Annotated in this window: 13 protein-coding genes; 7 read left to right on the top strand and 6 right to left on the bottom strand. The window is 72.1% G+C overall.

The features are described from left to right. Positions 1-368: 368 nt before the first annotated feature. Complete coding sequence (locus ACFWTC_RS29150) at positions 369-1,322, bottom strand: NAD-dependent epimerase/dehydratase family protein (RefSeq protein WP_384029135.1); 954 nt, start codon at positions 1,320-1,322, stop codon at positions 369-371. A 22-nt stretch (positions 1,323-1,344) separates the two neighbouring features. On the opposite strand from ACFWTC_RS29150, the gene ACFWTC_RS29145 reads away from it, so the two are divergent. Together ACFWTC_RS29145 and ACFWTC_RS29140 are read left to right on the top strand one after the other, a co-directional pair. Further along, positions 1,345-2,121 carry an SDR family NAD(P)-dependent oxidoreductase gene (locus tag ACFWTC_RS29145; protein ID WP_383924229.1) on the top strand — a complete coding sequence of 259 codons (777 nt, stop codon included), beginning with the start codon at positions 1,345-1,347 and terminating at the stop codon, positions 2,119-2,121. Positions 2,122-2,174: 53 nt separating this feature from the next. Beyond that, positions 2,175-2,537, top strand: coding sequence for a DUF4180 domain-containing protein (locus ACFWTC_RS29140; RefSeq protein WP_383924226.1), 363 nt, complete (start codon positions 2,175-2,177; stop codon positions 2,535-2,537). Between the two features lie 78 nt (positions 2,538-2,615). Here ACFWTC_RS29140 and ACFWTC_RS29135 read toward each other — a convergent pair whose 3' ends face one another. The 4 genes from ACFWTC_RS29135 to dhaK form a co-directional block, all read right to left on the bottom strand. Then, the gene (locus ACFWTC_RS29135) at positions 2,616-3,488 is read right to left on the bottom strand and encodes a DUF817 domain-containing protein (protein ID WP_383924223.1); all 873 of its coding nucleotides are present in this window, start codon (positions 3,486-3,488) and stop codon (positions 2,616-2,618) included. Positions 3,489-3,588: 100 nt separating this feature from the next. Then, complete coding sequence (locus ACFWTC_RS29130; protein ID WP_383924220.1) at positions 3,589-4,026, bottom strand: PTS-dependent dihydroxyacetone kinase phosphotransferase subunit DhaM; 438 nt, start codon at positions 4,024-4,026, stop codon at positions 3,589-3,591. Beyond that, entirely contained in the window at positions 4,023-4,628 is a 606-nt protein-coding gene (dhaL, locus tag ACFWTC_RS29125; RefSeq protein WP_383924217.1) for a dihydroxyacetone kinase subunit DhaL, read from the bottom strand. The genes ACFWTC_RS29130 and dhaL overlap by 4 nt, the downstream gene beginning before the upstream one ends. A gap of 70 nt (positions 4,629-4,698) precedes the next feature. Next, positions 4,699-5,703, bottom strand: coding sequence for a dihydroxyacetone kinase subunit DhaK (dhaK, locus tag ACFWTC_RS29120; RefSeq protein ID WP_383924214.1), 1,005 nt, complete (start codon positions 5,701-5,703; stop codon positions 4,699-4,701). Positions 5,704-6,030: 327 nt separating this feature from the next. On the opposite strand from dhaK, the gene ACFWTC_RS29115 reads away from it, so the two are divergent. From ACFWTC_RS29115 to ACFWTC_RS29100, 4 genes are all read left to right on the top strand, one after another. After that, a complete protein-coding gene (locus ACFWTC_RS29115; RefSeq protein WP_383924211.1) occupies positions 6,031-6,879 on the top strand; it encodes an MIP/aquaporin family protein in 849 nt (282 codons plus the stop codon). A gap of 69 nt (positions 6,880-6,948) precedes the next feature. Continuing rightward, positions 6,949-8,466, top strand: a complete 1,518-nt coding sequence (gene glpK, locus ACFWTC_RS29110) for a glycerol kinase GlpK (RefSeq protein ID WP_384029137.1) — start codon at positions 6,949-6,951, stop codon at positions 8,464-8,466. A gap of 113 nt (positions 8,467-8,579) precedes the next feature. Then, on the top strand, positions 8,580-10,292 hold the full coding sequence (locus ACFWTC_RS29105) for a glycerol-3-phosphate dehydrogenase/oxidase (protein WP_383924207.1): 1,713 nt from the start codon (positions 8,580-8,582) through the stop codon (positions 10,290-10,292). Between the two features lie 442 nt (positions 10,293-10,734). Then, complete coding sequence (locus ACFWTC_RS29100; RefSeq protein ID WP_384029139.1) at positions 10,735-11,730, top strand: FG-GAP repeat domain-containing protein; 996 nt, start codon at positions 10,735-10,737, stop codon at positions 11,728-11,730. A 132-nt stretch (positions 11,731-11,862) separates the two neighbouring features. Here ACFWTC_RS29100 and ACFWTC_RS29095 read toward each other — a convergent pair whose 3' ends face one another. After that, positions 11,863-12,099, bottom strand: a complete 237-nt coding sequence (locus ACFWTC_RS29095; RefSeq protein WP_384029141.1) for a hypothetical protein — start codon at positions 12,097-12,099, stop codon at positions 11,863-11,865. 429 nt (positions 12,100-12,528) lie between these two features. On the opposite strand from ACFWTC_RS29095, the gene ACFWTC_RS29090 reads away from it, so the two are divergent. Beyond that, a complete protein-coding gene (locus ACFWTC_RS29090; protein WP_384029143.1) occupies positions 12,529-13,497 on the top strand; it encodes a hypothetical protein in 969 nt (322 codons plus the stop codon). Positions 13,498-13,665: the final 168 nt, after the last annotated feature.

Raw genomic sequence — 13,665 nt, 5'->3', positions numbered from 1 at the left:
TACTCGTGTTGCTCTTCTTGCTCACTACCTGGAACTGCTTCCTCCGGGACCGTCCATCCCAGTATCAGGCTGTCCAGGCCGCAGGGGGAACTTCAGTCCCCCACGCCCCAGCGCCCGGGGCACACGCCCCGCGGCACGGCACCCGACACCGGCCACCCGACACCTGGCACCTGGCACCTGGCACCGGCACCGGCACCGGCACCGGCACCGGCACCAACCCCACCCGGCCCGGCCCGGCCCGGCAAGCCCCCCGGGAACCAACCCCGCCCCGACCACCCCGGACCCGCCCGCGCAACAGGAGATGCCGCCCCGAGCCGGGGGACCTCAGAGCCGGCCGGCCGGGCAGACCGGCCAAGGCCGGAGCGGCCTCACAACTGCCCCCGGTACCAATCCGCATACCGGCCGAACGCCTGCGAAAACCTCGGCCCCGGCGACACACCCACCGAACCCCACAACCGGCCACTGTCATACCAGTGATCCACCGCAAACAACGACACCAGCCGCCGCACCCCCGCATCCGGACCCCCCGGACCCCCCAACCACGCCAGCGCACCCTCCACATCCACCTCCCCCGACGGCAACACCAACCCCAACTCCCCCACCACCGTCCCCACCAACTCCCGCGCACTCACCGGCTCCGGATGCCCCACATGAAACACACCCCCCGAAACCCCACGCCCCACCGCCAACTCCACCAGCACATCCGCCAACACATCCACCGACACCATCGACATCCGCGCCCGCCCCCCATCCACCCAGAACGGCAACCGCCCCAACAACCCCACCAACGACGGCACCACCCACCGATCCCCCCGACCGAACACCAGATGCGGCCGCAACACCGTCCCCCCCGCCCCCAACACCAACCGCTCCCCCTCCCACCGCGTCACACTCGCCGCAGACACAGGCCCCTCCTCCAACTCCCCCTCCACCGCACCCCGATGCACCCCGTCCCGATACACCGCAGCCGTCCCCAACTGCACCACCCGACCCACCCCCGCCCGCCGCGCCTCCCCCAACAACGCCCGCGTCCCCTCCACATTCACCACCCGGCACTCCTCCCACCCCCCACCCACCCGCGACGCCAAATGCAACACCGTCCCCACCCCCTCACACACCCCCCGCAAAGACCCCACCACACCCAAATCCCCCCACACCACCTCAACCCCCTCCACACCCGCCAACCCCACCGGCACCCCCACCCGATGCACCAACAACCTCACCCCCACCCCCAACCCCACCAACCGCCTCACCACAGCCGACCCCACAAAACCAGCCGCCCCCACCACCAAAACCCGCCCGCCAACCCCCACAACACCCATCCCCGCATGCTACGTTCACGCGATGACCAGCGGCACCAGCACACCCCTCATGGCCAACCAATCCGCCCTCATCACCGGCGCCAGCAGCGGCATCGGAGCCGCCGCCGCCCGCGTCTTCTGCCGCGAAGGCGCCGCCGTCACCCTCGTCGCCCGCCGCGAACCCCAACTCGCCGCCCTCACCCAAGAACTCCGCGACCAAGGCCACCACGCCCAATACGTCATCGCCGACGTCCGCAACACCCACCAAATCGCCCACGCCGTCAACACCGCCATCAAAACCTACGGACGCCTCGACTCCGCCTTCAACAACGCCGGCACCGGCGCCACCCCCCAACCCATGCACCTCCTCGACGAAACCACCTACGACACCATCATGGACACCAACACCCGCGGCACCTGGAACAGCATGCGCCACGAAATACGCGCCATGCTCAAAAACGGCCACGGCCAAATCGTCAACAACAGCAGCACCGCCGGCCTCGTCGCCACCCCCGTCACCGCCCCCTACATCGCCTCCAAACACGCCGTCATCGGCCTCACCAAAGCAGCCGCCAACGAATACGCCCCCCACAACATCCGCATCAACGCCATCGCCCCCGGCACCACCCAAACCGAAATGATCACCAACTGGCTCAACGAAAACCCCCACATCGAACAAACCCTCCTCACCACCACCCCCCTCCCCCGCCTCGCCACCCCCACCGAAATCGCCGAAGCAGCCGCCTGGCTCTGCAGCCCCCGCGCCACCTTCGTCATCGGCACCACCCTCTCCATCGACGGCGGATGGACCACCCGATAACCCCACACCCCACACCCACACCCACACCCACCAACCCGCTATAACCTGGCGGTATGACCACCCTGGAAGAGATCCACGACGTCCCCGTCCTCGTCTGCGCAGCCGAGGGACCCTTCATCGAGAGCGAGCAGGACGCACTGGACCTGATCGGCAACGCCGGCTATCAGGAGGCCCGTTGGGTCGTCGTCCCCGCCACGCGGCTCAGTGACGACTTCTTCCGGCTGCGCACCCGCGTCGCCGGACACATCAGCCAGAAGTTCGCGCAGTACCGCATCGGCCTGGTCGTACTCGGCGACATCACCCGGCACACGGAAGGCAGCCCCGCGCTAGAGGACTTCGTACGGGAGTGCAACAGCGGGCGTCAGCTCTGGTTCGTGCAGGACAAGGAGCAGTTCGCAGCGCGACTCCAGGGCTGACCACGCCGCCATACTCTGGGAGCCCGCGCCCGGAGCCCGCGCCCAGCGCGTGGCCCCGGGAAGGTTCCGAGCGCGGTCCTACGACGTCGCCAGGGCGGGCACGTCCTTCGCCGCCCCGCCCGTCGTACCGGACCGCGCCGCCTCGGCGGACCCCGACCCCGGCCGTATCCCCGTATCCGGCGCCTCCCGACGGCGCGTACGGGCGACCAGCACGAACGTCACGCTGATCAGCAGCGCCCAGGCGCCGAACTTGCTCAGCGGGACCGGCTGCCAGCCGTCGAGTTGGTGCGGATAGCTCCAGGCGCCGGCGTAGGTGGCCGCGTTCTCCGCCACCCAGAGGAAGAAGCCGATCAGCGCGAAGGCCAGGGCCAGCGGCATCCGGTAGCGGGACCCGCCCACCGTGAAGTGGACCCAGGTACCGGCCATCGCCGCGATCAGCAGCGCGGCGAGCACGAGCCGGGCGTCCGGCAGCCAGTGGTGCGTAAAGAAGTTCAGGTAGACGGCAGCCGCCAGTACGGCCATGGTGCGCGGCCGGTACCGGACCAGCGACAGATCCATGATCTTCCAGGCGCGGCAGCAGTAGCTTCCAACTGCGCTGTAGAGGAAGCCGCCGTAGAGCGGAACGCCCGCGACCTTGGTCAGCGCCTCCTCCGGGTAGCTCCACGACCCCATCCGTACCTTCACCAGCTCGAAGAGCAGCCCGACGACATGGCAGCCCAAGATCACGGCGGTGTCCCGGGGTCCGTCCCAGCCGACCTTGCGGGCCAGGACGGTCAGGGCCACGCCGAAGAGCAGGAGCAGGTCGTAGCGCGCGATCGGCATATCGGCGGGCAGCAGCCGCGAGGCGCCGATGCCGCCGACGAGCACCACGGCGAAGGCCACGGCCCGCACCTGGTCGCATCCGAAGCGCCAGAACTGTGCGCAGTCGTGGGAGACCTTCTGGAACGTCATGCCCTCGCAGACGGCCGACCGGCGCCGATGGTTGCGCGCGGCCCCGTCCGCGGCAGTGCCGCCCGGGACGGCGCGCGGGCTGCGAGCCGGTCGGACCCGTTCAGCTCTTGCGGTACGTGTACGCCTCCCCCGCGGCCGAGGCGACCGCGTCCAGGGGGGCTCCGGCAGAGGCGGCGACGACCGCCGCCGCCGCGCCCTCCACGAACGGCGCATCCACCAGCCGCGAGCCCGGCGGGAGTTCGTCGTCCTCCAGCAGTGCCTTGACGGTCAGCACGGCGCTGCCCAGGTCGACCAGCAGGGCGATCCCGGCGCCGCGGTCCACCTCGTGCGCGGCGGCGAGAATCAGCTCGGCGCTCGTGCCCAGCCCCCCGTCGGGCGTGCCGCCCGCAGCGGCGACCGGCGCCACGGGTCCGCCCGCGGCCAGGCCCCGTGCCAGGTCGGCCACCGACGCGGCGACCGCCGCGCTGTGCGAGACCAGCACGATGCCGACCGGTCCGGGGCTCGCATCCGAACCCGCACCCGCCTCCGGCCCGTTCACAGCACACCGTCCGCGACGTCCGCCAGTGCCCCCAGCAGCAGCGCCGACGAGGTCGCGCCCGGATCCTGGTGCCCGATGCTCCGCTCTCCCAGGTAGCTGGCCCGGCCCTTGTGCGCCTGCATCGGGACCGTCGCCAGTGCGCCGCCCTCCGCCGCGTCAGCGGCGGCCCGGTAGGAGGTGCCCAGCGCGGCGATCCCCGGCAGCAGGGCGTCCAGCATCGTCTTGTCGCCCGGGGCGGCTCCGCCAAGGGACGCCACCGCAGCGACCGCCGCGTCCAGGGCCTGCCGGAGGTCCTCGTCGGAGACCTCGACGGCGTCCCCGAGGTCCTTGCCCGTACGACGCAGCAGTGTCCCGTACAGGGGGCCCGAAGCGCCGCCGACGGTCGAGATCAGGGTCCGCCCGGCGAGCTGGAGCACCGCTCCCGGAGTGGCCGGGGCGTCCTTGCCCAAAGCGGCACGGACCGCGGTGAAGCCGCGCAGGAGGTTGCTGCCGTGGTCGGCGTCCCCGATCGGTGAGTCGAGCTCGGTCAGCCGGTCCGACTCGCGCTCCACGGTGGCCGTGGTCGCCACCATCCAGCGCCGGAAGAAGTCTGCGTCTCGCACCGGATCTCCTCGCCTCGCGCCGGAACCCAACCCGCCCGGCGGCCGCCATCGTCCTTCCGCCACCTTACGGTCAGCGGCCCCAGCGCAGCGCGGACGTCTGCACGGGCGCGTCCCACAGCCGCAGCAGTTCGTCGTCGGCCCGGCACAGGGTCACGGAGCAGCCCGCCATGTCCAGCGAGGTCACGTAGTTGCCCACGAGGGTGCGCGCCACCGGTACGCCCCGGGCCGCCAGCACCGCCGCCACCTCGGCGTGGAACCCGTACAGCTCCAGCAGCGGGGTCGCGCCCATCCCGTTGACCAGCGCCAGCACCGGTCCGTCGGCCGGCGCGACGTCCGCCAGGTCGTCGAGTACGGCGCCGACGGCGAACTCCGCGATCTCCCGGGCCGACATCATGGCGCGCCGCTCGCGGCCCGGTTCGCCGTGGATCCCGACGCCGAGTTCCAGTTCGCCGTCCGGCAGGTCGAAGGTCGGGCTGCCCTTCGCGGGGGTGGTGCAGGCGCTCAGTGCCACGCCGAAGCTGCGCGAGGCCCCGTTGACCCTCCGGGCCACCGCCGCGACCTGATCCAGCGGGGCGCCCGCCTCGGCCGCCGCACCGGCGATCTTCTCCACGAAGAGCGTGGCCCCGGTGCCGCGGCGCCCGGCCGTGTACAGGCTGTCGGTCACCGCGACGTCGTCGTCGACCAGCATCCGCTCGACCCGGATGCCGTCCTCCTCGGCGAGCTCGGCGGCCATGTCGAAGTTGAGCACGTCCCCGGTGTAGTTCTTGACGACGAACAGCACGCCCTGCCCGGCGTCCACGGCCTTGGCCGCATGCACCATCTGGTCGGGCACCGGTGAGGTGAACACCTCGCCGGGACACGCGGCCGACAGCATCCCGTACCCCACGAAGCCCCCGTGCAGGGGCTCGTGCCCGGATCCGCCGCCGGACACCAGCCCGACCCGGCCGCCTTCCCGGGCGTCCCGCCGAACGACGACCCGCCGCTCCACGTCGACGTCGAGCTCCGGGTGGGCGGCCGCCATCCCGCGCAGGGCGTCCGCGACCACCGTGTCCGCACTGTTGATCAGCATCTTCATCGGGTACCTCCCGGGTGGAACCGACGGGTGGGCCTGCGACCGGTGCGGCGCGCGCGCCCTCCCACCCAGTGTGCCGCCGGGGCCCTGGCATCCGCGACGGATACGACGGCCGGATGTCCGCCACGAAGGCCGGACGTCCGGCTTCCCTCCGCTCACGTCGTCCCCCACGCGCCCGCTCACGTCGTCGTCATCGATCCGTCCGCCCCCGCCGGTCCGGGCGCACGGTGCAGCGTCCGCTCGCACGGCCGACACACCCGGTACTAAAATGCTTGCGGAGACTCGGGGCTGTCGACGGCCGGTCTTAGGTCCGGCGGGAAGCGGGCACCCATGACGGAGCGGTTCAAGAGGTCGGGGCTGGTGGGCGAGCTGTCGGCTGAGTTCGCCGGCACCATGATCCTCATCCTCTTCGGTTGTGGAGTGGTGGCCCAGGTGGTCGCCGGAGGGGCCTTGACGGACCCCGCGGGCGGCCTGGGCAATCACGACAGCATCGCCTGGGCCTGGGGCCTCGGCGTCACCCTGGGCGTGTACGTGGCCGCACGGCTGAGCGGCGCCCACCTCAATCCCGCCGTGACCGTGGCGCTGGCGGCGTTCAAGGGCTTTCCGTGGAGCAAGGTGGCTCCGTACGCCCTCGCGCAGACGGCAGGGGCGTTCGTCGCGGCCCTCATCGTGCGGTGGAACTACACCGAGGCACTGGCCAAGGCCGACCCCGGGCACACGATCAAGACGCAGGGCGTCTTCTCCACGCTGCCGGCCAACGGGAACACGAACCTGCCGGTCACCGAGTGGGGCGCCCTGCGCGACCAGATCATCGGCACCGCGATCCTGCTCCTGCTGATCCTCGCGGTCACGGACCTGCTGGGCACGCCTCCCGGCGCTAACCTGGCTCCGTTCATCGTCGGCCTGATCGTCGTGGCGATCGGCATGGCCTGGGGCACCAACGCCGGTTACGCGATCAACCCGGCCCGCGACTTCGGCCCCCGGCTGGCCAGCTTCCTCACCGGGTACGGCGGAGCCTGGCGGGATCAGTACGGGCAGTTCTACTTCTGGGTGCCCATCATCGGCCCGCTGATCGGCGGTCTGCTGGGCGCGGGTCTGTACAAGTTCTTCATCGGCCGGTTCCTGCCGACCGCCGAGCCGGAACCGCCTGGGCAGGTCCCGTCCCCGGACGAGAGCTGACCGGATCCCGGGGCGGACCGGTACCGGTCCGCCCCGCCGCAGGAGAAGCCCCAAGAGAGGCAGCATCCCATGGCTGACTTCGTCGGCGCAGTGGACCAGGGGACCACCAGCACCCGATTCATGATCTTCGACCACGCAGGCAACGAGGTGGCCAAGCACCAACTGGAGCACACACAGGTCCTCCCGCGCTCGGGATGGGTCGAGCACGACCCGGTCGAGATATGGGAGCGCACCAACTCGGTGATGCAGAACGCCCTCCGGCACGGGAACCTCTCCGCCTCCGACCTCGCGGCCATCGGCATCACCAACCAGCGCGAGACCACCGTCGTCTGGGACCCCCGGACCGGCCGTCCCTACTACAACGCCATCGTCTGGCAGGACACCCGTACCGACTCCATCGCGGCAGCGCTGGAGCGCTCGGGCCAGGGCGACGTCATCCGGCGCAAGGCGGGACTGCCGCCGGCCACCTACTTCTCCGGCGGCAAGATCCAGTGGATCCTGGAGAACGTCGACGGAGTCCGCGAAGCGGCCGAGCAGGGCCATGCCCTCTTCGGCAACACCGACTGCTGGGTGCTGTGGAACCTCACCGGCGGACCCGACGGCGGCATCCACGCCACCGACGTGACCAACGCCAGCCGCACCATGCTGATGGACCTGGAGACCCTCGACTGGGACGACGAGCTGCTGGGCTTCTTCGGCGTACCCCGGTCGATGCTGCCGACCATCAACCCGTCCTCCCACCCGGAGGCGTTCGGCCGGACCCGGACCTCCCGGCCGCTGCGGGAGGCCATCCCCATCACCGGTGTGCTCGGCGACCAGCAGGCGGCCACCGTCGGGCAGGTCTGCTACGCCCCCGGCGAGGCCAAGAACACGTACGGCACCGGCAACTTCCTGGTGCTCAACACGGGCACCGAGCTGGTCCGGTCGCAACACGGCCTCCTCACCACCGTGGCCTACCAGTTCGACGGAAGCCCGGCGGTCTACGCGCTGGAGGGGTCCATCGCCGTCACCGGCTCCGCGATCCAGTGGCTGCGCGACCAGCTGAAGATCATCGGTGACGCCGCCGAGAGCGAACGCCTCGCCCGTACCGTCGAGGACAGCGGCGGCATCTACTTCGTCCCCGCGTTCTCCGGCCTGTTCGCCCCGTACTGGCGCTCCGACGCCCGCGGCGCGATCGTCGGCCTCGCCCGGTACCACGACAACGGTCACCTGGCGCGCGCCGCGCTGGAGGCCATCTGCTACCAGAGCCGCGACGTCGTGGAGGCGATGGAGCAGGACTCCGGCGTGCACCTCGACGTGCTCAAGGTCGACGGCGGCGTGACCGCCAACGACCTGTGCATGCAGATCCAGGCCGATGTCCTCGGCGTCCCGGTCAGCCGCCCCGTCGTGGCGGAGACGACCGCGCTCGGCGCCGCGTACGCCGCCGGGCTGGCCACCGGATTCTGGCGGGACACGGACGAACTGCGCACCCACTGGCAGGAGTCCAAGCGCTGGGAGCCCACGTGGTCCGAGGAGCGGCGGGCTGAGGGGTACGCGGGCTGGAAGAAGGCGGTGGAGCGCACGCTCGACTGGGCCAAGGTCGAATAGGCCGCAGACCCGCACCGCACCCGTACCCGTAACGACGCCCACGCCCACGCCCACGCCCACGCCTACGCCTACGCCTACGCCCGCACCCGTACCCGTACGACCAGGAGGAGACCATGGTGAATCCGGTGGCTCTCTCGCCCGGGGCTCGCTCGGAAGCCCTCGCCCGGATGGGCGAGGGGGAGCTCGACGTCCTGGTCGTCGGCGGCGGCGTCGTCGGCGCCGGGGCGGCCCTGGACGCCGTCACCCGGGGCCTGCGGGTCGGCCTCGTCGAGGCCCGGGACTGGGCGTCGGGCACGTCCAGCCGCTCCAGCAAGCTGATCCACGGCGGACTGCGCTACCTGGAGATGCTGGACTTCCGGCTCGTCGCCGAAGCCCTCAAGGAGCGCGGGCTCCTGCTCCAGTTGCTGGCCCCTCACCTGGTGCGCCCGGTGCCCTTCCTCTACCCCCTGCAACACCGGGTCTGGGAGCGCCCGTACGTGGGCGCCGGCGTGCTCCTGTACGACACCATGGCCACCGCCTCCGGCACGTCCAGGGGCCTGCCCCACCACCGGCACCTGCTCAAGCGCCAGGCCCTGCACGAGGCTCCCGCCCTGCGCTCCGACGCCCTGGTCGGTGCGATCCAGTACTGGGACGCCCAGGTCGACGACGCCCGGCACACCATGTTCCTCACCCGCACGGCCGTCGCGTACGGGGCGCTGGCCGCGAACCGCACCCGTGTCAGCCGCTTCCTGCGGCAGGGCGAGCGGGTGGTGGGCGCCGTCGTCACTGATCTGGAGACCGGCGACGAGACCGAGGTACGGGCCAAGCAGGTCATCAACGCCACCGGTGTGTGGACCGACGACACCCAGGCGATGGCCGGCACCCGCGGCCAGTTCCACGTCCGTGCGTCCAAGGGCGTGCACCTGTTGGTCCCGCGCGACCGGATCAACTCGCGCACCGGGCTGATCCTGCGTACCGAGAAGAGCGTGCTGTTCGTCATCCCGTGGGGACGGCACTGGATCATCGGGACGACCGACACCGACTGGACGCTCGACAAGGCCCATCCCGCCCTCAGCTCCCGGGACGTCACGTACCTGCTGGATCACGTCAACGCGGTCCTGACGACCCCCCTCGTCCCCGAGGACGTGGAGGGCGTCTACGCGGGGCTGCGCCCCCTGCTGTCCGGCGAGGCCGCGGAGACCAGCAAGCTGTCGCGGGAACACCTGGTGGCGCACCCGGTGCCCGGGCTGGTCGTGGTGGCGGGCGGCAAGTACACGACGTACAGGATCATGGCCAAGGACGCGGTCGACGAGGCGGTCCGCGGCCTGGACGAGAAGGTTCCCGACTGCACCACCCAGCGCGTCCCCCTGCTCGGCGCCGACGGCTATCCGGCGCTGTGGAACTCGCGGCAGAGCCTGGCCGTCCGCTCCGGGCTCCACGTCGCCCGCATCGAGCACCTCCTGAACCGCTACGGCTCACTGGTGCACGAGTTGCTCGCCATGGTCGCGGAGGACCCCTCGCTCGGGGAGCCGTTGCCGAGTTCCGACGACTACCTGCGGGTCGAGGCGGTCTACGCGGTGACCCACGAGGGCGCCCGGCACGTGGAGGACGTCCTGGCCCGGCGCACCCGGATCTCCATCGAGTCGTGGGACCGGGGCGTGGACGCCGCCCGGACCGTCGCCGAGCTGATGGCGCCGCACCTGGGGTGGGACCGGGCGCACCAGGACCGCGAGGTCGACCACTACCTCAAGCGGGTGGCCGCCGAACGCGAGGCGCAGCAGCAGCCGGACGACCGGACCGCCGACGCGGTACGCCTCGGCGCACCCGACATCATCCCCGCGGGCTGACCGCTGCCCCGGGCTCCGCTCCGTTCCTCGGCGGAGCTGGACGTCGGCTCGGCGGAGCGGGACGTCGGCTCGGCCCAACCGGGGAATCTTCGCTGGCCACCGCCCTTTTGACAGCCCTGCTGATGGCTCGCCACATCATTCCTCCAGCCCTGGTCGGCGGGCTCGCCGTGACCGGCGTGACGGCCGGAGCGGCGACGGCATCGGCCGCCGTGGAGCCGGGGGAGAGCTCCGTCGGCGCGCAGGCCTGGACACAGGTGTCACAAAAGCTCCTGAACCGCTCGTACTGGAACGCCGCCGAGGATCTGCGCGTCGGCAACGAGGGTGCCTCCGGGGGCCTGTCCCCAAGGCCCGCACCCCGGGTACGTTCACCTTCGGCGCGGGCGCCGCGACCAACATCGAGAAGCTCGTCTACTGGTCGGACTGGGACTTCCGCGAGGCGACCGTGGCTCCCGGCACCGCCGTGGTCCTCACTCCGGCCTCCTCCGGCCCGCACACCGTCTACGCCTACAGCGTCGACAAGGCGGGCAACCGCTCCGACCAGGCTCTCTACCGCATCTGGGCACTCGGCAACGGAGGCGTCCGCGACACCGCCGGCGACCTGGACGGCGACGGCCTGCGCGACCTGTGGAGCCTGGACGCGGACGGACGGCTGCGCTTCTCCGTCGGCCGGGCCGACGGCACCTTCGCCGCCCCGGCCGACGGCGGGGCGTCGTTCGCGCCGGGCACCCGGATCGCCATCGGCGGGGACTGGGGCGAGGACGGCTACAACGACCTGCTGGTACTGGAGTACAACGAGGTCGTGAAGGGGAACCAGCTCAAGGTCGTGCCGAACACGGGCCTCGGCGCCGTCCGTTCGCACGACGCCGTGCTGCTGGACCTGTTCTGCCCGGTCGCCGACCCGGATCAGGGGTGCGTCAACGACGATCCGGCGTGGGCCGGCAACAACCACTGGGCCGACGCCCAGGACATCGCCGACGCCGGTGACCTCAACGGCGACGGACAGCCCGACCTGCTGGTCAAGCAGGGCACCAAGCTCTGGGCGTACTTCGGCAGCCGTTCCGGCTACCTGGACATCGACGGCGCGCCGGTCCTGGTCGGCGACGGCGGCTGGGACGCGGTTTCCGTCCTGGTCCCCGGCGACACCGACGGCGACGGCGCGGCCGACCTGTGGGTGCGCGACGACGCGACGGGCGACCTGTTCGCCGTGCGGGGGGCCAAGGGTGGCGACGGACGGCTCGCTCTCGAGAGCTGGGCCACGGGCATCCGGGTCATGATCGGCTCGGGCCTCGCCCGGTCCGCCTACCCGGCCCTCGTCTCGGCCGGCGCCTTCGACCGCGACGGCCGTACCGACCTGGCAGCCACCCGCGCCGACGGCACTGCGGTCTGGTTCCGGGGCACGGCGACCGGCATCGACGCGGCACCGGTCACCGCCGGCTGATCCGGCGCTCCCGATTCCCCGCGCTCCCGACGGCTCCGCGCCGCCGGGAGCGCGGGCGTGTTTCCGGTAACGGGTGGGAAGCACGCGGGCTCGTCGCCAACAGCGAGCCGGCGGGGCCCGTCTGCCGTGGTGTCAGTTCAAGGCCGCGCTGAGCACGGCGGCGAAGACGGTGACCGCCGACAGCGCGACCATCCAGCCCCTGCTGTTCCCCGCCTTCGTACCCTCCGGGTCCCCGCCGACGACGAGACCCTCGGAGCGGGGGCTGCCGAGGTCCCGGCACCACGGGCACTCCGCACCGTGAACGAGTGCGTCCCGCCACATCTCGCCGTCGAGCGGTGCCCGCGCGAACAGCTTCCTGTCGTCTTCCACGGCAGGAACAACGCCCGCGCCGGTGGCACGTCACCCCTCGCCGGCGCCCCGATACCCAACCGTAGCCAAGCCGCGCCCCCGTGGCGCCCAGAGTCGAGCCTGCACGATCCTGAGCCTCACGGACGCTCGCTTCCTCGGGGAGCCCAGGTCGACGATGAGCGGCAGGTTGCCGGCGAGGGCACGGGCGAACGCGCCGCGGAGTTCCGGCGCGTCCCCGCGGTTCACGGCGCCGTGCAGGACGAGGACGCGGGCGGGTGGGGCGGGGATGGGCGCTTCGATCAGGGTGAGCCGGTCGGGAGGGTCCGTTCCGTCCATGGCGCAGGCCTCGGGATCAGTGGTGGTCGGGTACGCGCAGGGCGAGGAGCGCGGTGTCGTCGCTGGCCCAGCCCGCGTGCCGGACGGCCAGGGCGGTAGGTCCTCGCGGACGCCGTGGCCGGCGAGGACGCCTCGCGCGCCCGTGAGGCGGCGGACGCGCAGCTGGCCCTGGCGCGGTCCACCGGGGAACCCCGGTTGCTCGCCTCCGCCCTGATGACCTCGGCGAAGCTGCTGCCGCACGAACGGCAGGGCGACGCCCGGCCGCGGCTCGTCGCCGAACTGCGCGGGCTGGCGGGGGAACACGACCTGCCCGCCTACCGCTGGGTGTGCGAGCACCTCGACGCCATGACGGCGGCCGCGCGCAACGACCCGGGTGCCGTCCACCGGCACACCGCCGAAGGCCTGGACCTCGCGCACCGGTACGGGATGCTCTGGGCGCGGGGCATCAACGCCACTTCCCGGGCCATGCTCGCCGCCGTCGAGGGCCGGTTCACGGAGGCGGAGGCGCGGTACGCCCAGGCGGACGAGCTGTTCCAGCGGGTCGGAGCGCACCATGCGACGGGCCCGCGCACGCTCGGCCTGTGGACCATCCGGTTCACGCAGGGGCGGACGGGTGACATCGCGCGCAGTGTCCGCGAGGTGTTCGAGGCGGTCGGCGCACCGGTCGCCGTGGCGCACGCGCTGGTCCTGGCCCGCCAGGGACGGCTGGACGAGGCACGGGAGGTGCCCGTCCCCGCGCGGCCGGTGACGGACCACCTCTACGGCGTGGAGCTCGACTACCGCAGCGAACTCGCGGTCCTGCACGCCGACACCGGGACCGCGGCGACGCTGGTCGAGCACCTGTTGCCGATCCGCGACCAGTTCGCGGGCGCTGCGGGCGCGGCGTACGCCACCCGCCCCCTCGCGCACCCCTTGGCGGACCTCTACCGGCTCCTCGGCGCGCACCGGGAGGTGGCCGGCGCCTACGCCCTGGCCGAGCGCGTCGCCCGTACCTGGAACGCCCCCCACCACGTGGAGGCCGCCCGCCGCGCAGCGGCGGACCTGGCGGCGGACCGCCTCCGATCAAGGACCTTCGCCGTGTGACGCGGGCCCCCGAACCCCGGCGGTCCGGCGCCCGGTTCGTGGTCTTGTCGCCGCCGTGTCCGTGCCCGCTCCCTCACGGTGGCCGGGGCACGCGCTCCGCCCGCCCGCGGGTGGCGCGAGTTCGACGGTGGTGGGGTTGCATGGACGGCGGTCTGTGTAATGTCACAT

Origin of the sequence: Streptomyces sp. NPDC058619 (assembly GCF_042717785.1) — a bacterium.
Classification (GTDB): domain Bacteria; phylum Actinomycetota; class Actinomycetes; order Streptomycetales; family Streptomycetaceae; genus Streptomyces.
This window is presented reverse-complemented; position numbering and strand designations above follow the sequence as displayed.